At 72.3% G+C, this 19106-nt stretch carries 21 protein-coding genes; 13 read left to right on the forward strand and 8 right to left on the reverse strand.

Annotation, left to right across the window (positions count from 1 at the left end):
* Positions 1–102 precede the first annotated feature (102 nt).
* Entirely contained in the window at positions 103–447 is a 345-nt protein-coding gene (locus J4H92_RS03080) for a MerR family transcriptional regulator (protein WP_208095811.1), read from the forward strand.
* Between the two features lie 18 nt (positions 448–465).
* Here the strand turns inward: J4H92_RS03080 and J4H92_RS03085 are convergent, their stop codons facing one another.
* From J4H92_RS03085 to J4H92_RS03095, 3 genes are all read right to left on the reverse strand, one after another.
* Positions 466–870, reverse strand: a complete 405-nt coding sequence (locus J4H92_RS03085) for a GNAT family N-acetyltransferase (protein WP_208095814.1) — start codon at positions 868–870, stop codon at positions 466–468.
* A gap of 93 nt (positions 871–963) precedes the next feature.
* On the reverse strand, positions 964–1959 hold the full coding sequence (locus tag J4H92_RS03090) for a pirin family protein (RefSeq protein WP_208095817.1): 996 nt from the start codon (positions 1957–1959) through the stop codon (positions 964–966).
* On the reverse strand, positions 1956–2447 hold the full coding sequence (locus J4H92_RS03095) for a carboxymuconolactone decarboxylase family protein (RefSeq protein WP_208095820.1): 492 nt from the start codon (positions 2445–2447) through the stop codon (positions 1956–1958). The genes J4H92_RS03090 and J4H92_RS03095 overlap by 4 nt, the downstream gene beginning before the upstream one ends.
* 207 nt (positions 2448–2654) lie before the next feature.
* Here J4H92_RS03095 and J4H92_RS03100 point away from each other — a divergent pair, with 207 nt between their 5' ends.
* On the forward strand, positions 2655–3833 hold the full coding sequence (locus J4H92_RS03100; protein ID WP_208095822.1) for a helix-turn-helix domain-containing protein: 1179 nt from the start codon (positions 2655–2657) through the stop codon (positions 3831–3833).
* On the opposite strand, the gene J4H92_RS03105 is transcribed toward J4H92_RS03100, so the two are convergent.
* Together J4H92_RS03105 and J4H92_RS03110 are read right to left on the reverse strand one after the other, a co-directional pair.
* The gene (locus tag J4H92_RS03105) at positions 3816–4520 is read right to left on the reverse strand and encodes a maleate cis-trans isomerase family protein (RefSeq protein WP_208095825.1); all 705 of its coding nucleotides are present in this window, start codon (positions 4518–4520) and stop codon (positions 3816–3818) included. The two genes, J4H92_RS03100 and J4H92_RS03105, sit on opposite strands and share 18 nt — an antisense overlap.
* The gene (locus tag J4H92_RS03110; RefSeq protein ID WP_208095828.1) at positions 4513–5358 is read right to left on the reverse strand and encodes a substrate-binding periplasmic protein; all 846 of its coding nucleotides are present in this window, start codon (positions 5356–5358) and stop codon (positions 4513–4515) included. Before J4H92_RS03110 ends, J4H92_RS03105 begins: the two co-directional genes overlap by 8 nt.
* Positions 5359–5580: 222 nt before the next feature.
* Between J4H92_RS03110 and J4H92_RS03115 the strand changes: the two genes are divergently transcribed.
* The 11 genes from J4H92_RS03115 (at position 5581) to J4H92_RS03165 (ending at position 16463) form a co-directional block, all read left to right on the forward strand.
* The gene (locus tag J4H92_RS03115) at positions 5581–6882 is read left to right on the forward strand and encodes a Zn-dependent hydrolase (RefSeq protein WP_208095830.1); all 1302 of its coding nucleotides are present in this window, start codon (positions 5581–5583) and stop codon (positions 6880–6882) included.
* The gene (locus J4H92_RS03120) at positions 6879–7640 is read left to right on the forward strand and encodes an ATP-binding cassette domain-containing protein (protein WP_208095833.1); all 762 of its coding nucleotides are present in this window, start codon (positions 6879–6881) and stop codon (positions 7638–7640) included. The genes J4H92_RS03115 and J4H92_RS03120 overlap by 4 nt, the downstream gene beginning before the upstream one ends.
* Complete coding sequence (locus tag J4H92_RS03125; RefSeq protein ID WP_208095835.1) at positions 7637–8284, forward strand: ABC transporter permease subunit; 648 nt, start codon at positions 7637–7639, stop codon at positions 8282–8284. The genes J4H92_RS03120 and J4H92_RS03125 overlap by 4 nt, the downstream gene beginning before the upstream one ends.
* Entirely contained in the window at positions 8281–8982 is a 702-nt protein-coding gene (locus J4H92_RS03130) for an ABC transporter permease subunit (protein ID WP_208095839.1), read from the forward strand. Before J4H92_RS03125 ends, J4H92_RS03130 begins: the two co-directional genes overlap by 4 nt.
* On the forward strand, positions 8979–10295 hold the full coding sequence (locus J4H92_RS03135; RefSeq protein WP_208095852.1) for an NtaA/DmoA family FMN-dependent monooxygenase: 1317 nt from the start codon (positions 8979–8981) through the stop codon (positions 10293–10295). The genes J4H92_RS03130 and J4H92_RS03135 overlap by 4 nt, the downstream gene beginning before the upstream one ends.
* 309 nt (positions 10296–10604) lie before the next feature.
* A complete protein-coding gene (locus J4H92_RS03140; protein WP_208095855.1) occupies positions 10605–11411 on the forward strand; it encodes a siderophore-interacting protein in 807 nt (268 codons plus the stop codon).
* 103 nt (positions 11412–11514) lie between these two features.
* The gene (locus J4H92_RS03145) at positions 11515–12753 is read left to right on the forward strand and encodes an MFS transporter (protein ID WP_208095858.1); all 1239 of its coding nucleotides are present in this window, start codon (positions 11515–11517) and stop codon (positions 12751–12753) included.
* A 297-nt stretch (positions 12754–13050) separates the two neighbouring features.
* On the forward strand, positions 13051–14370 hold the full coding sequence (locus J4H92_RS03150; RefSeq protein WP_341782979.1) for a quaternary amine ABC transporter ATP-binding protein: 1320 nt from the start codon (positions 13051–13053) through the stop codon (positions 14368–14370).
* On the forward strand, positions 14370–15296 hold the full coding sequence (locus J4H92_RS03155) for an ABC transporter permease (protein ID WP_243751925.1): 927 nt from the start codon (positions 14370–14372) through the stop codon (positions 15294–15296). Before J4H92_RS03150 ends, J4H92_RS03155 begins: the two co-directional genes overlap by 1 nt.
* 124 nt (positions 15297–15420) lie before the next feature.
* Positions 15421–16320, forward strand: coding sequence for a glycine betaine ABC transporter substrate-binding protein (locus tag J4H92_RS03160; protein WP_208095864.1), 900 nt, complete (start codon positions 15421–15423; stop codon positions 16318–16320).
* The gene (locus J4H92_RS03165) at positions 16296–16463 is read left to right on the forward strand and encodes a hypothetical protein (RefSeq protein ID WP_208095867.1); all 168 of its coding nucleotides are present in this window, start codon (positions 16296–16298) and stop codon (positions 16461–16463) included. The genes J4H92_RS03160 and J4H92_RS03165 overlap by 25 nt, the downstream gene beginning before the upstream one ends.
* 236 nt (positions 16464–16699) lie before the next feature.
* On the opposite strand, the gene J4H92_RS03170 is transcribed toward J4H92_RS03165, so the two are convergent.
* From J4H92_RS03170 to J4H92_RS03180, 3 genes are all read right to left on the reverse strand, one after another.
* Positions 16700–17653 (reverse strand): helix-turn-helix transcriptional regulator, encoded by a 954-nt coding sequence (locus J4H92_RS03170; protein ID WP_208095870.1) that lies wholly within the window; start codon positions 17651–17653, stop codon positions 16700–16702.
* 121 nt (positions 17654–17774) lie between these two features.
* The gene (locus J4H92_RS03175) at positions 17775–18554 is read right to left on the reverse strand and encodes an alpha/beta fold hydrolase (RefSeq protein WP_208095873.1); all 780 of its coding nucleotides are present in this window, start codon (positions 18552–18554) and stop codon (positions 17775–17777) included.
* Complete coding sequence (locus J4H92_RS03180) at positions 18551–19072, reverse strand: helix-turn-helix transcriptional regulator (RefSeq protein WP_208095876.1); 522 nt, start codon at positions 19070–19072, stop codon at positions 18551–18553. The genes J4H92_RS03175 and J4H92_RS03180 overlap by 4 nt, the downstream gene beginning before the upstream one ends.
* Between the last annotated feature and the right edge of the window lie 34 nt (positions 19073–19106).

The following is a 19106-nucleotide window of genomic DNA, read 5'->3' on the forward strand; positions in this document are numbered from 1 at the left end:
ACTAACATCGGTGTCAAGGTCAAGCGCCGGCTCGAGGGGGTCCGCGGCGGCCGGACGCCGGTTCGCCGGAGGAAGGGGGCGGAGCGCGTGAGGATCGGCGAGGTGGAACGTCGCACGGGGGTCACCAGCAGGATGCTGCGCTACTACGAGCAGCAGGAGCTCCTCCGCCCGGGGAGGGGTGCGAACGGCTACCGCGAGTACACGGAATCCGAGGTCGAACAGGTGGTGATGATCCGGGACCTGAGCAGCTCGGGCATACCGACCCGCATGATCAGGATCATCCTCGACCGCCGGTCGGGGCGGGTCGCGTGGACGGAGGCCTGCGACGATATCCTCGCGGGCCTGATCCGCGACCAGATCGCCGATCTCGACGCCAGGATCACCTGCCTGAGCTCGAGCCGGGAATCGCTGAGCCGGTTCCTGCTCAGCGCACGGGGCGCCGAATAGCCGCGGATCCCGATCCGCCTACCGCTGCTGCCGGCGCACCGCGCGCAGGTGCCGGGGCGTCGGCGCGACCTCGTGCGCCGCGTATTCGGGATGCTTGCGCAGCCACCCCGCCACGTAGGGGCAGACCGGCACGACGGCGCGGCCCGCCGCGATCAGATCGTCCACGACCGTGCGCACGAGCATCGAGGCGAGCCCCTGCCCCGCGTACGCCTCGGAGACGAAGGTGTGGAAGAGCACGCGCTGGACCGCGCCCGCCCGCGGCCGGGCGTCGCCCGCGGCCTCCGCGGCGGCGTCGTCGGCCGCGACGTCGACGTACGACTCCTCGCCGATCTCCTGCGCGCCGCTGCCGTCCTCCCCGCGGTCGATCAGCACGTAGCGCGACTCCGCGTCGCGATGCTCCACTTCGAATCGTTCCCGGGTCATGGTGTGCCTCCCTGGTGGTCGGACGTCGGTGTCGGTGTCGGTGTCGAGATCGGTATGGGTGGCGGATGCCGCTGGGCCCGGTCCGCCCGCGCGTCAGGCTCGCGGCTTCAACCGCGAGATCGGCAGCGCGGGGGCGGGCAGAGCGCGGGGCTGACCCTGCGGGAACCCCCCGAACAGGGCGGGCTTGCCGGCGTCGAGGGGGTCGGCCGGCTCGAAGCCGAGCTCCGCCTGGTAGCGGCGACGGAACTCGACGATCTCGTCGTGTCCGCGCCCCACGAAGTTCCACCACATCACGATCTCCTCGCCGAGCGGCACGCCGCCCAGCAGGATCACCCGCGCACCGCGTTCCCCGGCGGCGATCACGAGGGTGTCGGCGCCCGGCGGAGCATAGCCGAGCGCCCGATGCGCGACGGCGACCGAGTTCACCCGGACCGCCTCGCTCTCCGCGAGCACCGCGTGCTCGAAGTCGCTCCGCACCTCGAGCGAGACCGATGCGCCGGGAGCGAGCAGCAGCTCGGCCCCGAGCAGATCCGGCGTGCGCGTGTCGACGGGCGAGGCCGAGCCCAGCAGCTCGCCGATGAACACCCGCGCGCTGGCGCCCGGCAGCTCCACCGGCTCGGGCTCGTAGTGCGCGAAGCCGTTCTCGCCGAACCGGGTCGACTCGGGCAGCGCGTACCAGAGCTGCACGCCGTGCAGGGTGCGCGTCTCGGGCGCGCTGATCTCCTGGTGGGTGATCCCGCGCCCCGCGATCATGAGGTTCAGCTCGCCGGGCCGCACGGCCGCGGCGACCCCGCCGGAATCGAGGTGGTCGATCCGCCCGCTGAAGAGCCAGGAGACGGTCGCGAGGCCGGTGTGGGGGTGCCGCGGCACCCGCATCCCGCCGGTCGCCGAGACGTCGTCGGGGCCGTAGTGATCCAGGAAGCACCAGGATCCCACCAGCGAGCGGCGGCGCTGCGGCAGGGTGCGGTGCACGGTCATCGCGCGCAGCCCGCCCAGCGGCACCGGTCGTGGTTCGAGCACTTCGACGGCCGTGCACGGCTGACCCGGGCTCAGGATCGCCAGGTCGGGTCGTGCGTCGAGATTGCTCATCGGGATCGCGGGTCCTTCGGCGCCAGGCGGCCCTCGGCGTCGCGCGGCCGCACGGGATGCCGGCTCAGGATCGAGACGCGGTTGAAGGCGTTGATCGCGACGGCCACCCATTCCGCGGCCGCGAAGGCATCGTCGCCCAGCACGCCCCGCGCGGCGAAGAGGTCGGCCTGCGCCTCCTCGCCCAGGGGGAGGATCGTCGCCGCCTCGGCGATGGCCAGCACCGCCGCCTCGCGCTCGCCGTAGGCGCCGGTCTCGCGCCAGGCGGCCAGCAGGTCGAGCTTCTGCTGCGGAATCCCGGACTGCCTGGCCTCGCGCGAGTGGAGATCCAGGCAGAAGGCGCAGCCGTTCAGCTGCGAGGCGCGCACCTTGATGAACTCGCTCTCCTGCGCGCTCAGCCCGCGGGCCAGCGCGGACTCGCGCACCGCCGCGGAGAAGGCCTCTGCGGCCTCCCAGGCCTCGGGCACCGCCCTGTCCAGAAACGGACGCATACACATCCTCCCAGTCGCGAACTCCCCTGAATCCTACCGCCTCCTCGGGACCGGCGAGATCGGCGGGGGAGGGGCCGGCGCCCGCAGCGTCCCGCGCCCGCGCGCAGGCCGTCCGGCCGCCGCCCGGTGCGCCGGACCGGGACGCGCAGATGACCGGATGTTTCGGATCCTGCGCCCGGTCGGAGGCCGCCGAAGTAGCATACGTGCATGTCCGTCGAACTGAGGGGAGCGGGCGATCGGCTGAGCAGGACGATCGCGGAGCTCAGCGCGCTCGTCGACACGCCCCTGGCGTTCAACACCGCCGACATGCGCCCGCTCGTCTCGACGCCGCACGCCGGCCCGCTGGACGGGAGCCGCCTCGCCCTCCTGCTCGGCAAGCCGGTCACCGACACGGTGCGGCGCACCCTCGCGGGCGGCTCGGGCATCTTCACCGGATCCTCGCCGCAGCGCATCGACCCGTTCCCTGGCCTCGAGCTCGGCCGGGTGCATCTGCCGGTCCGGGACGGGCGCGGCGCGCTGCTCGGGCACATCTGGGCGATCGACAGCGAGGCGGCCGTGGCGGAGGGCGACTGGCTGAGGCTGCAGCGCGCCGCCGCGGACGCTCTGGGCGAGGTCGTGCGGGTTCCCGCCGCCGTCGCGGCCGCCCGGGGCGTCGCGCTGGATCGCTTCGCGTCGGCGCATCGCGCCTTCCGCGTGATCTCCGTCGACCTCGTGACGGAGCCGGTGATCGAGCCCGACGGGCACGCCGCGTTCCCGCCCGCCGATCGTCTTCTCGAAGGCCTCCACCCGGGGCTCCGGGGCGTGCACTGGGCGATCACGCGCGACCGCGCGGGGCAGGAGCTGCTGGTCGCGGGCGGAGCGCCCGAGGCGCTCGCCCATCGGTCGCTGGCGCCCGCGCTCGCCGAGGCGCTGGGCTCGATCAACGCCGAGGCCGGCGCGATCGGCCGGCTGACCGCGTTCTCGTCGCCGATCCTCTACACCTCGTACGAGGTGTTCGACCACCTCGACGCCGTCCACCCCATCGCGCGCGCGGTGCGGGGGACGGACGACGCGGTGTTCGCCGACGGGCTCTCGGCGTACGAGCTGCTCATCGAGCTCGGCCGCATCGCTCCCATCAGCCGGCTGGAGGTTCCGCCCGCGATACTGACGCTGCTCGACACCGAGCGGGGGCGCATCATCGCGCGCACTGCGAAGGCGTTCCTCGACAGCGGGGGCAACGCGGGGCGCACCGCCTCCGAACTCGGCGTGCACCGCGGCACGCTCTACTACCGCATCGCCCGGATCGAGGAGCAGACCGGTTTCGATCTCGAACGCGGGGATCACCGCGTCGCCCTGCACCTCGGCCTCACCGCCGCCCAGATCGAGGGGCTACTCGAACGGGTCTGAGCCGCTTCCGAGCGCGGCCAGCGCGGCCTCGGCGAGCGCGGAGTTCGAACTGACGACCGGGAGCCCGATCCGCTGCTCGAGCCAGGCCGAGGCGTCGAGGGTGCGCAGATTCGTGCAGCTGAGCATCACCGCGTCGGCGCCGTCGCCCGCTGCGCCGGCCGCGGCCTCGGCCAGCTGCGCCGGCGTCACGCGGGCGGTGGCCTCGTCGTCGAGGATGCCGAGCCCCCGCGCGGAGGCCACCTCGAGCCCGTGGTCCCGCAGGTAGGCGCTCTCGGCCGCCACGAGGTCTTCGGTGTACGAGGCGACGAGGCGCACGCGGGTGCCCCGCGCGACGAGCGCGCGGACCATCGAGCGCGCCGCGGTCAGCACCCGTGCGCCGAGGAGCTCCTCGAGCTCGGCGACGAACCCCCGCTCGAACGCGGCTCCGCGCAGGAACGTGCCGCTCGTGCACGCGAACAGCGCGAGATCCGGCGCGATCTGCCGAAGCCCGGCGGCCTGCTCGAGCGCCGAGGCCTCGAGCCCGCGCAGCCCCTCGGCGGTCACGGAGTCGAGCCGCATCCGGGCCACGTGGATCGATGCGGCCCCGCCGAGGCGGCGGGGCAGCTCGATCTCGACGCTAGTGTCGCTCGAGGGGACGAGCACGGCGATCCGCGGCCGCTCGGCCGGGGGCGGGGCCGGGCTACTCAAGGATGCGCGGCTCGCCGGTGTCCGCGGCGATCGGATCGAGTCCGGCGCGCTCCAGCGCCTCGGCGATGAGCCCGTTCTCGTGCAGCTCCGCGATGCCGGCGTCGAGCGCGGCCGTCAGCTCGGGGTTGTCCTTCGAGAGCAGGAACGCGGTCTGGCCCGGCTCCAGCGAGGTGGCGATGCGCTCATCCTCGGCGAGGCGCTCCACCGTGAAATCGGAGTCCGCGTAGAGATACAGCGCGGTGCCGTAGCTGTCGATGCCGACGTCGATGCGGCCCGCCTCGAGATCCTGCTGCAGCTCCGTCGACGACGGGTAGAGCGTGAGCCGGTTGTCGCCCAGCACGGTCTGCACGTCTTCGACCCAGTTGTAGCCCTGGATCGTCCCCACCCGGAGATCGGCGAAGTCGGCGACCGCGTCGACGCCGTCCTCGGAGATCACGCCGGCGGGCTCGTCGTAGAGCGGGGCGGAGAAGTCGACCACCTCCGCGCGCTCGGCCGTGCGGAAGATCGAGCCGATGGCCACGTCGATCCGACCCTGCTGGATCGCGGGGATGAGCGCGGCGAACTCGTACGGCTCGGGCTGCAGCTCGAGGTCGTACCGCTCGGCGAGCGCGGCGATGATCTCGCCGTCCGGGCCGGTGATCTCGTCGCCCTCGAGCCCGACGAACGGGGGGAACTCCGGCACGCCCACGGTCAGGGTGCCCTCCGTGATGGTGGTGAAGGAGCGATCCTGCGTCTCGGCCTCCGTTCCCGAGCCGTCGGGATCGGCCGACGAGCAGCCGGCGAGGCCGAGCACGAACACCGCGGCCGTTACGGCCGAGAGGACTGAGCGACGTTTCATGATGTCTCCAATGCAGCGGGGTTGGGTGTTGCCGATGGGACACTACTGTGGCGATTCGATCGCGAGCGGAACATAGACAGGTGTCGAAAACGGCCGCAGATTACGCAGTGTGACGTCTCCGGCGCCCGGCGTCCGGCGCTTTTGAACAAATGCCGAGAAATGCGCGGCGGGGTCTTCCTTATGATCGGAGGCCACACCCGGCCCGAGGATCTGGAGACACGCATGCACCACTCAGCTGGAGAGGGCGAAGCCGGCTCGCGCCCGGCGCGAGGCTCCGGGGCCGGGGTCTCCATCGACGCCGAGCGGCTGTGGACGACCCTCGTCGACTCCGCGCGATTCGGCGGCACCGAGCGCGGAGGCCTCCATCGGCTCGCGCTCGACGAGGCCGATGCGGAGGTCAGGGCGTGGCTGGAGTCGGCTGCGGCTGTCGCGGGCTGGCCGGTGCAACGCGACCGGATCGGCAACCAGTTCGTCGTCAAGCCCGGGCGGCGGGCCGACGCGGAGGCGGTGCTCATCGGCTCGCACCTCGACAGCCAGCCGCTGGGCGGGCGGTACGACGGGGTCTACGGGGTGCTGGCCGGACTCGAGGTGCTGCGCGCGCTGGCCGAGCGGGAGATCGAGCACGAACGCCCGATCATCCTGGCGAACTGGACCAACGAGGAGGGCGCCCGCTTCAGCCCCAGCATGATGGGTTCCGCGGTGTTCAGCGGCTCGCTCGCGCTCGACGAGGCGCTGGCACGCGCGGACGCGGGCGGTGCGACGGTCGCGGAGGCCCTCGCCGGCGTCGGCGGGGTCGCCGCGCCGACCGCCGAGCGGCCCAGCGTCGCGGGGATCCACGCCGCCGTCGAGCTGCACATCGAGCAGGGGCCGGAACTCGAGGCGACCGGGACCGATATCGGGTTCGTGTCGGGGGTGCAGGCGATCCGCTGGATCGACGCCCGGGTCTCGGGCGAGAGCGGCCACGCGGGCACGACGCCGCTGGGGGCGCGGCGGGACGCCCTCGTCGCGGCCTCCCGGATCGTCGCCGAGGTGGCGGGGCTGGGCGAAACCGTCGACCCGGACATCCGCCCCACGGTCGGCGAACTCGTCGTCACCCCCAACTCGCGCAACGTGATCCCCGCGCACGCCCGCCTCGGCCTCGACTTGCGCCACCCCTCCGCGGGGATCCTGGATCGGGCCGAGCGCACGATCCGACAGGCGGCCGCGCGGATCGCTGCCGACTCCGGGACGTCCGTCGAGATCGAGGTGATCCTCGATCAGCCCGCGGTCGTCTTCGACTCCGGCGTGCTCGAAGCCGTCCGTTCCGCGACGCGGTCGCTCGGGCTCTCCGGCGCCGATCTGATCTCGCGCGCCGGGCACGACGCCATGCAGCTGGCCGCGCGGGTACCGACCGCCATGATCTTCATCCCCTGCGCGGGCGGGATCAGCCACTCCGAGGCCGAGCGGATCACCCCGGAATGGGCCGCGAACGGCGCGCGGGTGCTGTTCGAGACGGTCGCTGAGCTGAGCGGAGCCCGCCGGTGAACGGCGCAGCCCGGCCCCCGCTCGTGTCGGTGCGCGGACTGAGCAAGTCGTTCGGGGACCACCTGGTCTTTTCCGACGTCGACTTCGACGTGCCGGCGGGATCGGTCACGGCGATCATCGGACCGAGCGGATCGGGGAAGAGCACCATGCTGCGCTGCCTCAACCGGCTCGAGGAGCCCGACACGGGGGAGGTCGTGATCGCGGGCACCGTCTACCCGGCGGGCCGGAAGCCCGTCGACGCCGCCCGGACCCTGCACGCGGACGTCGGGATGGTGTTCCAATCGTTCAACCTCTTCCCGCACCTGACCGCTCTGGAGAACGTCGCCCTGGCGCTGCGGCGCGTGCGGCGACTGTCCCGGGGAGAGGCGGCCGAGCGGGCCCGCGCGGGGCTGGCGGAGGTCGGCCTCGCGGACCGGGCGGGGCACCGCCCCTCCCAGCTCTCCGGCGGCCAGCAGCAGCGGGTGGCGATCGCCCGCGCGCTCGCCCTCGAGCCGCGGGTCCTGCTGCTCGACGAACCGACCTCAGCGCTCGACCCCGAGCTCCGCGCAGAGGTGCTGCAGGTGCTGCGCCGGCTGGCGGGCTCCGGGATCACCATGCTCGTCGTGACCCACGAGATGCGCTTCGCCGAGCAGGTCGCCGGCGACGTGCTCGTGATGGCCGAGGGCCGCGTGATCGAGCACGCGCCCCCGGCTCGGCTGTTCTCCGCCCCGCAGCACGAGCGCACCAGGCAGTTCCTGAAGGTCGTGCGCGAGCAGTGAGCCCGAGCGAGATCTTCACGAGCATCGCCGCGGGCGTGCCGCTCACGGTACTGATCTCGGTGAGCGCGTTCGCGTTCGGCGCGCTCCTCGCCGTGCCCGGTGCGCTCGCGCTCGAGGCGCGCAGCCGCTGGCTGCGCTACCCGGTGCGCGCGGTCGTCGACCTCGTGCGCAGCGTGCCGATCCTGGTCTGGCTGTTCATCCTCTACTTCGGGGTCTCGATCGGCAGGTTCCACTTCGCCCCGCTCCCCGCGGCGGTGCTGGTGCTCGGGATCGTGGCCGCCGCCTACCTCTCCGAGGTCTGCCGCACCGCGCTCGCCGCGGTGCCCGACGGGCAGCGCGAGGCGGCGCGCAGCCTCGGGCTCGGCCCCATCGATCGCTTCCGCTTCGTCGTGGCACCGCAGATGGTGCGGGTCGCCCTGCCCTCGGCCGCCACGTTCGCGCTGACGCTGCTCAAGGATTCGTCGATCCCCTCGGTGATCGGCGTGACCGAGATCGCCTACTTCACGACCCAGGCGAACCGCACCGCGGGCGCCGGGCTGGACGCCTACCTCGTCGCGGTGCTCCTCTACCTGGTCCTCAGCATCCCGGTCGCGGTGGCCGCGCGCGGTGCGGAGCGGGCCCTCCGGAAGCGGGTGCGGCCGTGAACGGCGAGCTGATCGACACGCTGCGCGAGTTGCTGCCCGGCCTCGGCGTCTCGCTGCAGCTGGCCGGCGTGAGCACGCTGGTCGGCGTGACGTCCGGCCTCCTGCTCGCGCTCCTGTCGACGCATCGTTCCCGCTGGGTCTCCTGGCCGACGATCGCGGTCGTCGAGATCGGCCGCGGCGCGCCGGTCCTCGTGGTGCTCCTGCTCGTCTACTTCGGACTGCCGAGCGCGGGCATCGTGCTCGACGCGATGCCCGCGGCCTGGATCGGCCTGTCGTTCACCACGGCCGCCTACAGCAGCGAGATCCTGCGCGCGAGCCTGCTCGCCGTCCCGGACGGGCAGCGGGAGGCCGCACGCGCGCTCGGCCTCACCCGGACCGACGCCTTCTTCTCGGTGATCCTGCCGCAGGCCGCGCGCATCTCGCTCGCGCCGCTGCTCGGGTTCTGCATCCAGATGTTCCAGGCCACCTCGCTCGCGTTCGCGCTCGGGATCCCCGAGCTGCTGAGCCGGGCCTACGACATCGGCTCGATCACCTTCCAATACCTGCAGGTGCTCGTCGCGGCCGGCGTCCTCTACGCCGCGGTCACCCTGCCGCTCATCAGACTCGTCGCCCGACTCGAGCGCCGCACCGCCCGATCCCGGGCCGGCGCCGCGTCGGCCCCTCTCCCTCCCGCGCCGCAACAGACAGGAGCATCATGACCGATTCCCGCTTCCATCTCGGATGGTTCCTCAACTTCACCGTCGACGACTGGGACGGGCAGTGGGGCGACGGCGGCCGCGACTGGTCGGGGGAGACCCTCGTCGACGTCGCCCGTCAGCTCGACCGCTCCGGTTTCGACTTCGTGCTGCTCGAGGACAAGTCGATGGTGGCCGATACCTACGGCGGATCCTTCGTCGCCGAGCTCAAGCACGCCTACCACGCGCCGAAGCTCGACCCGGCGCCGCTCGTGCCGCTGCTCGCCCGGGCCACCGAGCGGCTCGGCATCATCGCGACGCTCTCGACCACCTTCTACCCGCCGTATCTGCTCGCCCGGCTCACCGCCACGCTCGACCATCTGACGCGCGGCCGGGTCGGGTGGAACGTCGTCACCTCCGGCGAGGACCGCGCGGCGCAGAACTACGGCTACGAGCGGATCCCGGAGCACGACCTGAGATATGAGAAGGCCGACGAGTACGTCGACCTCGTGCAGCGGCTCTGGGAGTCGTGGGACGAGGACGCCGTCGTGCTCGACCGGGAGACGCGCACCTACGCCGACGGCGCGAAGGTGCGCGACATCGGCTTCTCGGGCAGGTTCTACGCCTCGCGTGGACCGCTGAACACCCCGCCGTCCCCGCAGCGCCGACCCGTCATCGCGCAGGCGGGCGGGTCTCCCAAGGGCCGGGATCTCGCCGCCAAGTACGCCGACGTGGTGGTGTCGCCGGCCTCGACGGTCGACGACATGCGCGCCTACCGGGACGACATCCGGGCCCGGGCCGAGGCGCTCGGCCGCCGCCCGGACGACGTGAAGGTGCTGTTCCTCGTCTCGCCGACCCTCGGCGACACCGATGCGCACGCCCGGGAACGGGCCGAGGCGCGGCTGCGGGATCCCGAGTTCCTGGAGCGCACCCTCGTGGGCATCGCCGACGTCACCGACATCGACTTCTCCCGCTTCGATCTCGACCAGCCGCTGCCGGCCGACCTGGCGACCCACGGCGAGCAGGGCACGCTCCGCGCCATGCTGAAGGGGAGCGAGGGCAAGACGCTGCGCGAGATCATCCTGGGCGACAGCGGCCGGCGCAAGGGGGATCTCGTCGGAACGCCCGCGACCGTGGCGGATCGGCTCGAGGAGATCCACCGCGCCGTGGGCGGGGACGGCTTCCTGATCCACGCCCCGGGCATGCGCATCAACCGGAAGTACGTGATCGAGGTCGCCGACGGGCTGGTCCCGGAGCTGCGCCGGCGCGGGCTCGTGCGGGACCCCGTCGCCGAGCCGCCGCGACCGCGGCTGCGCGACCGCTTGCGGGAGTTCTGAAAGAGCGGAGGATCCGGGGATCCGCTCCTATGCTGGACCCGGACCATCCCCGAAGCCCGCAACCGGGAGAACCATGACCGCTCGCCCCGATGCCCCGTCGGTCCGGCACGCGCGCGGCACCCTGCACCTGCTCGAGGATCCCGAGGCCTCCTTCGTGCTGGACTGACGGTCTGGGAGTGGTCTGGGAAGCCCTCCCCGATATTCATCAGATGTAGTAGCTTCGGGTGAAGGGCCGGGCGCGGGGGAGCGCTCGCCGCCCCGCGCCACGAGAGCCCGGGGGAGACGAGAACAGAGAAGCGGAGGCCGGTCATGCCATCCAGCAACATCGCAGTCAGTCACGCCGACACGGGCCTGGTCACCGCAGAGGTGCTGCGCGCCGAGCAGATCTCCCCGCACTTCGTGCGGCTCACCCTCGGAGGGGGCAGGATCGCCGAATGGCGCGATCTCGGCTTCGACCAGTGGTTCCGGCTGGCGCTCCCCGTCTCCGACGACACGCGCTTCGACAAGCTGAGCGAACGCTTCGACATGCGCGGATACCTCCGGTATCTCACGCTGCCCAAGGCGACGCGGCCGGTGATCCGCAACTACACCGTTCGCGAGTACCGGTCCGAGGCGGGCGAACTCGACGTCGACTTCGTGGTGCACGGCACGGCGGGCGTCGCGGGACCCTGGGCGGCCTCCCTGCCGCTCGCGGCTCCGGTCGCGCTCATCGACCAGGGGTGCGGGTACCGACCGGTCGAGGGCGCCAGACGGGTGCTGCTCGCCGGTGACGAGAGCGCGCTGCCCGCCGTGATCGGGATCCTCCGCGACCTGCCCGCCGACAGCACCGGACTGGCGATCATCGAGATCCCCGACGAGGCGGATCGCCAGGATGTCGTCGCGCCGGGTGGCGTCGAGGTGCGCTGGATCGCGCGGGACGCGGGAGCGCGACCCGGCGCCGCCGCGCTCGAGGAGCTGCGCGCCCACGAGCCGGCCCCCGAACTCGCGGACGAGCCGCTCTCGGCGTTCATCGCCGGTGAGCAGCAGCTCGCGAGCGGCGGACGGCGCCACCTGGTGAACGAGCTCGGGGTCCCGAAGACGGCGATCGACTTCACCGGCTACTGGCGCATCCGGTAGCGATAGCCGGGGCGGCGGCCCGCGCGGCGGATCCCGGACGATCCGTCGGGTGCGCCGGACGCACGGTCGGGCGGAACGCCGCCCCGCACGGCAGTCTGGGAGCATGACCACGACTGCCCCGGTGCCCGTCAGCCCCGCGCCCCAGAACGACCCCGCTTCCCGGAACGACGCCGCTCCGCGTATGCGCTACGGCGCCCTCATCGCCATGATGTCGATGAGCTTCCTGCTGGTCACCGCGGAGTTCCTGCCCAACGGCGTGCTGCTCGAGATCGCCGACGAGCTGCGGGTCACCCCCGGCCAGGCCGGCCAGCTGGTCACGGTCACCGCACTCGTCGGGCTGTTCGTCGCTCCGACGGTCGGTCTGGCGCTGCCACGTCTCGACCGTCGCTCGTTGCTCGTCTGGATGGCGGTGGCCGCCGCCGTCTCGAACGCGGTGGTGGCCGTCGCGCCCAGCCTCCCGCTGATGCTGCTCGCGCGGGTGCTGCTGGGCGCGGCGCTCTCCGCGTTCTGGGCGATGTCGATCACCGTGGCCGCGCGCATCGCGGGCCCGGAGCGGATCGGCCGCGCGGTCGTGTTCACCACCGCGGGCACCTCGCTCGCCACGGTCGCCGGTGTCCCGGTCGGCGTGATGCTGAGCGAGGTGCTGGGCTGGCGCGGCGTTTTCGGCCTCGCCGCAGCGGCCACGGCGCTGCTCGTCGTCGCGCTCCGGATCCTGCTGCCGAGCGTGCCCCCGGAGGGCGCGGCACGCCTCTCGACGCTCGTCGACACGCTGCGCCGGCCCGGCGTCTCGCTCGGGATGGCGGGGCACCTCCTCGTGGTCCTCGGCCACTTCCTCGCCTACACCTACATCCGGCTCGCCCTGGAACGGGTGCGCTCCGACGGCGAGCCGATCGACGCCGGGACCATCATCCTCCTGCTCGCGCTGTTCGGCGTCGGAGGTCTGCTCGGCAACGTGCTCATCGGGCTCGTCGTCGACCGCGGCTACCGCCGCCTCGCGGTCGTCTCGCCGGTCGTCATCGCGCTCATGGCGATCCTCATGATCGTCGGCGCGGGGTCGCCGTGGGGCATCGGCGCGGTGGCCTTCGTCTGGGGCTTCTGCTTCGCCTCCTGGCTGCTCGTCGTGAACACCTGGGTGGGGCACCGGATGCCGGACCGCCTCGAGGCGGGCGGCAGCCTGGTCGTGGTCGGCTTCCAGGCGGCGATCATGCTCGCGGCCGGCTTCGGCGGGATCCTGGTCGATGCGAGCAGCGTGGTCGTCGTCTACCTCTGCGGCGCGACGGTGCTCGTGCTCGGGGCGGTGCTGTTCGGGATGTCGAACCGCGCGAGCGGCGATCGCGCCTAGGCACCCTCCGGCGACCGGCCGAGGGGAGCCCCGAGTCGGCAGATTTGCCTCAGAGCGGTACCTTCGTTACGTTTGGTGCGGGCCTTGTGCCTCCTGACCAGTCCGCGGTCGCGTCCCAGATCCGAGCCTGCTCCGCACGCACGGAGGGTCGCGAGCGTACGGTCGATGCTCTGTGCGCGGATCCGAAATCCCTTGCGGGAGCCGTCGTGCGATATCGTCACTGCGGCCCTGCCCTGCGAGCATCACCCGGGCGTAACCGAGAAAAGCCCGGCCGTACGGTCGAGCCACGAGGGAAACGTGTCCGAAACGGCTCTAGAAGCGCGTCATCTGTACAAGGTGTTCGGCAAGCACCCGAATCAGGCCGTCCGCAGGCTGAAGGCCGGAGAGGGCCGAGCCGACGTGCTCGACGCCGGAACCGCGGCCGTCATCGACGCCGGTTTCACGGTTCGGCGCGGAGAGATCTTCGTGATCATGGGGCTCTCCGGCTCCGGCAAGTCCACGATCATCCGGATGCTGAACGGCCTGCTCGCGCCGACGGAGGGCGAGGTGATCATCCAGGGGCGCAGCATCACCGGGGCCTCTCCGGCCGAACTCCGCGCGATCCGCCGCGAGTCGGTCTCGATGGTCTTCCAGCACTTCGCGCTGCTGCCGCACCGGACGGTGATCGACAACGCCGCCTACGCGCTCGAGATCCAGGGAGCGGCCAAAGCCGAACGGCTCTCCGCGGCTCGCGAGATCCTCGAGAAGGTCGGGCTCGGCGACTGGGCGGACTCCTACCCCGACGAGCTCTCCGGCGGTATGCGCCAGCGGGTCGGGCTCGCCCGCGCCCTCACCGCCGGCACCGACATCCTGCTCATGGACGAGGCCTTCTCGGCGCTCGACCCGCTGATCCGCCGGGAGATGCAGGAGCAGCTGATCGAGCTGCAGCAGGAGCTCGGTCGCACGATCATCTTCATCACCCACGATCTCAACGAGGCGATGTTCCTCGGGGATCGGATCGCGGTGATGCGCGACGGGCGCATCGTGCAGAGCGGCACTCCCGAGGATATCCTCACGGACCCGGCGAACGACTACGTGGCCCAGTTCGTTCAGGACGTCGACCGTGCGCGCGTGCTCACGGCGAGCGCGGTGATGGAACCGCCGCACCTGACGACCCCCCTCAGCGCCGGCGTGCGCGGCGCGCTGCGCACGCTGCGCGAGCAGCAGACGAGCGCCGTGTTCGCGGTCGAGAACCGCAGGCTCGTGGGGGCGGTCACGGACCGGGCGGTCATCCGCGCAGTCAAGGCCGGCACCACCGAGCTGCGGTCGATCGTCGACGATTCCGTGCTCACGGTCGGCCCTGACGATCTGCTCACCGACATCGTGGAGCGTGCTGTCGAGACCCCGATTCCCCTCGCGGTGATCGACGAGAATCGCCGGCTCGTCGGGGTGATCCCGCGTGTCACCCTCCTCGCCGCGCTCGGCAACGTGCCCGCGACGACCCGTGAGATGCCGATCGTCCAGACGCCGATCGACCTGGTCGCCGAGTTCACCCCGCTGGTGGACGCTGCGGCCGGTGCGCCGGGAGGCGCCTCCGCTCCCGCGGGTGGCACCCCGGGCGAAGGGGGTGCGCGCTGATGGACCTCCTCCAGTGGCTGAACGACGGCGCCCGTATTCCCCTCGGCGCGTGGGTGAAGGAGCTCATCAACTTCCTGAAGGACTATCTCGGGTGGCTGTTCGACTTCATCGCGATGCTCTTCACCGGCATCTACGACGCGACGACCTGGATCTTCACCGCCCCTCCGGCCTGGACGATCATCATCGCGCTCGCCGCGATCGCCTTCCTCGCCAAGGGGTGGAAGCTGGCGCTGGGGACCGTGCTCGGGCTGGTCCTGATCATCACGGTCGAGCAGTGGGAGAACGCGATGCTCACCCTTGCGCTCACCCTCGTCGCCGTGCTGATCGCGACGATCATCGCGATCCCCCTCGGCATCTGGGCGGCTCGCTCTCAGGCGATCTCGAACGTGGTCCGGCCGATTCTTGATTTCCTGCAGACGATGCCCGCCTTCGTCTACCTCCTCCCGGCCATCTTCCTCTTCAGCGTGGGTCCCGTTCCCGGCATCGTCGCGACGATCATGTTCGCCGTCGCTCCGGGCGTGCGGCTCACCGAGCTCGGCATCCGCGGTGTCGACCGCGAGGTCGTCGAGGCGGGCACCGCCTTCGGCGCGACGCCCGCACGCATCCTCCGGCAGATCCAACTGCCGCTCGCGATGCCGTCGATCATGGCGGGCGTCAACCAGGTGATCATGCTCTCGCTCTCGATGTCGGTCATCGCCAGCATGGTCGGGGCCCCCGGGCTCGGCCGCCCTATCGTGCAGGCGCTCAGCTCGGTCAACATCTCGCTGGGCTTCGAAGCCGGGATCGCCGTCGTGGTGATCGCCATGATCCTCGACCGCATCACGGGCGGTTTCGGCGGTCGAGGTCGGAGCCGCAAGCACGCGTCGCGGTCGAGGAGACCCGCAGCAGCGGATTCGGCAGCCGCGGCGGCACCGACGGCGGCCTGATCGCCTCCGCCATGCGGTTGGCCCCCGCCCAGATCGAGGCGCGCAGCGCGCGCGCCGACGGCCCACGGCAACTCGTGGGCATCCCCAACACCCGCCGCAACGGCTGCGGGAGGAAAGGAACAATATGAAGAAGCGACACCTGCTCGGCGCACTGGCGCTCGGCACGGCCGCGATGCTCACCCTCGCGGGCTGCGCCGGAGGCGGAGAGCCGGAGGGCGGATCCGGCGACGGGGGCTCGAAGGATCTCACGATCGGCGTGTTCAACGGCTGGCCCGAGGGGGAGGCGGCCTCCTACGTCTGGAAGCTCGTGCTCGAGGATCAGGGCTACAACGTCGATCTCCAGTACGCGGATGCGGGCCCGGTGTTCGCCGGCGTCGCCGACGGCAGCTACGATCTCGCGCTGGACGGCTGGCTGCCGTTCACCCACGCCGCGTACTTCGAGGAGTTCGGCGATGACATCGTCGACCTCGGCGCCTGGAACGAGGACGCGAAGCTCACCATCGCGGTGAACGCCGACGCGCCGATCGACTCGCTCACCGAACTGGCGGACAACGCCGACCTGTTCGGCAGCCGCCTGATCGGCATCGAGCCGGGAGCCGGCCTCACCGCCGCGACCCAGGACAACACCATCCCGACGTACGGCCTGGAGGGCTTCGACTTCGTCACTTCGTCGACCCCGGCGATGCTGGCCGAGCTGCAGACCAAGCTGGAGGCCGGTGAGAACGTGGCGGTCACCCTGTGGCGTCCGCACTGGGCCTACGACGCCTTCGCCATCAAGGACTTGGAGGATCCGGAGGAGACCCTCGGCGCCGCCGAGTCGATCCATACGATCGCGAGCTCGGATTTCGAAGCCGAGTTCCCCGAGGTGCACGGCTGGCTGTCCGGATTCACGATGGACTCCGATGTGCTCTTCTCCCTGGAGAACGTCATGTACAACACCGACGAGGACGTCTCGGACTACACCGAAATCGTCCGCCAGTGGATGAGCGAGAACCAGGAGTGGGTGGACGGCCTGACCTCCTGATCGGCCGCCTCTTCGCGCACGAGGGCGCCCCGGGCATCGACCGGGGCGCCCTCGTGCGCTGTTGGGCTCCCTCCGCGGCGCAGGCCGTGCTCGTGCTCGGGGCGGTGCTGCTCGGGATGTCGAACCGCGCGAGCGCCCGGTGATCTCGCGCTCGCGCCCTCTCCCGCCTGCCCGCTCTCCCGCTTGCGCCCTCTTCCCGCTCGTCTCAGGCGCACGCCATCGGCCCCGAACTGCCCTTTCGGCACCAGGGAAAGGGCAGTTCGGGGCCAATCGCGGCGGAGAGGGGCGCGAGAGAGGTGGGAGAGGGGCGCGAGAGAGGTGCGGGGTCGGGCGGGAGGAGGTGGCGCGGTCGGAGGATCCGCGCAGCGGGATCCTCGCCTCAGTTCGCGCCGGCCCGCCAGGCGGAGGGCGTCACGCCGGTGTGCCTGCGGAACGCGCGACTGAACCCCTCGTCGGAGCGGTAGCCGAGCTCCCGGGAGACCTCGCTCACGCCGCGGCCGCGGGCCAGCAGATCCTTCGCGGCGCGCATCCGCACCTCGGCGACGTACCCTGCGGGGGAACGGCCGAAGGCCGTGCGGAAGCGCTCGGCGAACACGGACCGCGACATCGCCCCGGTCGCCGCGAGCGTCTCGACGGACCAGTCGCGGCCCGGCTCCGCGGCGACCGCGGCCACCACGCGATCCAGGAAAGGATCCCGTGACAGCGACGGCCACCCCTCTGGTGCGCAGCCGTGCCGCCACCAGGAGCGGATCGCCGACAGCAGCACGGTCCGCGCCATCGCGCGGCAGACGACGAGATCTCCGTCTCGACTCGGGCAGCTCACGCGGGCGCCGAGTTCCCCGCGCCCGTCCGAGCCGAGGTGGACGGCGAGGGCGGCCGCGGCTGGCTCGTGCCGGTCGAAGCCCCTGACGAGCGCGACGTCCGGCAGCAGCGCCGCGAGGTGCGCCGCGCTCGGGACGAGGTCGAGTTCGGAGAGCACGATCGACGCGCCCGTCGGCGCGCGGAGGATCAGCGGGTCGCGCCCGGACGAGAGCAGGACCCCGCCCGCGGCCAGTTCCCGGGGGAGCCCGGGATAGGCGGATCGGTTCCGGTGATCGCCCGCCGCCGTGTCGGCCCCCGCCGACACGGCGACCGCCCCCTCGATCAGGTAGACGAGCGAGAGGCGCCCCGTTTCGAGGTGCACGGCCTCCCCGTGCGCGAGCGGGAACCGGAGCTGCCGCCGCACCCCCACGTCGAGCTCCGCGAGGACGTCCTCGATCGTCGCGCCCCCGCCGGTGCGCGGCGGGGGCGCGGGGGAGCGCGGTGCGGCCGGGGCGAGTGCGATCGAGCTCATGGTGGCCTCAACCCCGAGCCGCAGGCGACTATTCCGCCGCCTCCGACGGCGTCACCGCTCGGGCGCCATCGCGAGGCGGCCCGGCCGGGCCGCGGACTGCGCCGCCGAACCGCCGGGGCGCTCAGGCGGGCCGGAGGCGCGGATCGATCTCGCCGGCAGTCCAGCGGCGGACGACCGCGGAGAAGAGGCCGGGATCCTCGACGTTCCAGACGTGATGCATCCCGGGCGCGAGCCGGATCTCGGCGCTCGGGAGCGCTGCGCGGATCGCGACGAGCGAGCGCCGCGCCGCGCCGGACTCCTTCTCGCCGGCGACGGCGAGCAGAGCGCCACCGTAGCCGGCGAGTGCTTCGGGCACCCGCCCGTTCACGACGTCGCGCGACATCTCGACCGCGTTCTCCTTGCGGACGGAGAGCCCGTGCGCGACGAACTCCGCGCGCGCGTCCTGCGGCAGTCGGAACGCGGCCGCCTGCGCCCGCCAGAACCAGGGCGCGTTCCAGAGGGCGAGCTGCAGCCTCGTCGCCACTCGGGCGACGGCATCGACGCCGACGAGGACGGAGCCCGTGACGAACGCGCGCGGGACCGCCTCGCCGTGCCGCGCGAGCACGCGCAGGGCGACGATCGCGCCGAGCGACAGCCCGACGAGGTCGAACGGCCCGTCCACCCCGGCGGCGCGCACCCCGGCGACCACGTGGTCGGCCGCGGCGTCGACACCGTGCCAGGGCTCTTCGGTGCGCGACCCGAAGCCCGGCAGGTCCGGGGTGAGCGCGAGCCGATCCCGGAAGTCGGGCAGCTGCGGCTCCCACATCCAGTTGGCGACGTTGCCGCCGTGCAGGAACACGATCGGCCGCGCGCCCGCGGCGGCGGGCGGATGGGCGACGGGGAACGCGGGGGTGTCGATCACGGCAGCTCCTTCTCGGTCTCGTCGAGCCAGGACAGCTCGGCGCGGGCGTGGGCGATGCCGTTGGCGAGCGTGGCGAGCCGCATCCGCGTCCCGCGGTCGGTCGCCTCCGCGGCTTCGGCTCGCAGCCGCTCGAAGTGCGCGAGCAGCGCCTCGGCCTCTTCCCGGCGCCCCGCCAGAAGCGCGCGGAACGCCTCGGGCGAGAGGTGCTCGGCGAAGAACATCCTGGCGAGGAACGGGTCGCGGTCGGCGTGCGGCTCGACCGGCGAGCGCAGCCAGGCCTCGAGCGCGGCCCGGCCGCCCGTCGTGATCCGGTGCAGCTGCCGGTTCGGTGCGCCGGCGCCGGGGATCACCTCGATCTCGGCGAGCCCCTCCTCCACGAGCCGGGCCAGGGTGCGATAGATCTGGGCCTTGTCCGCGGCCCAGAAGTGCCGCGCGCTCGAGTCGAAGTGCCGCTTGAGGTCGTAGCCGGTCATCGGGGCCAGGGCCAGCAGGCCGAGGATGATGCGAGAGAGGATCACGGGACTAGTGTACTCGGCATATAGTAGATTTATC

Origin of the sequence: Leucobacter weissii (assembly GCF_017565745.1) — a bacterium.
Lineage (GTDB): Bacteria > Actinomycetota > Actinomycetes > Actinomycetales > Microbacteriaceae > Leucobacter > Leucobacter weissii.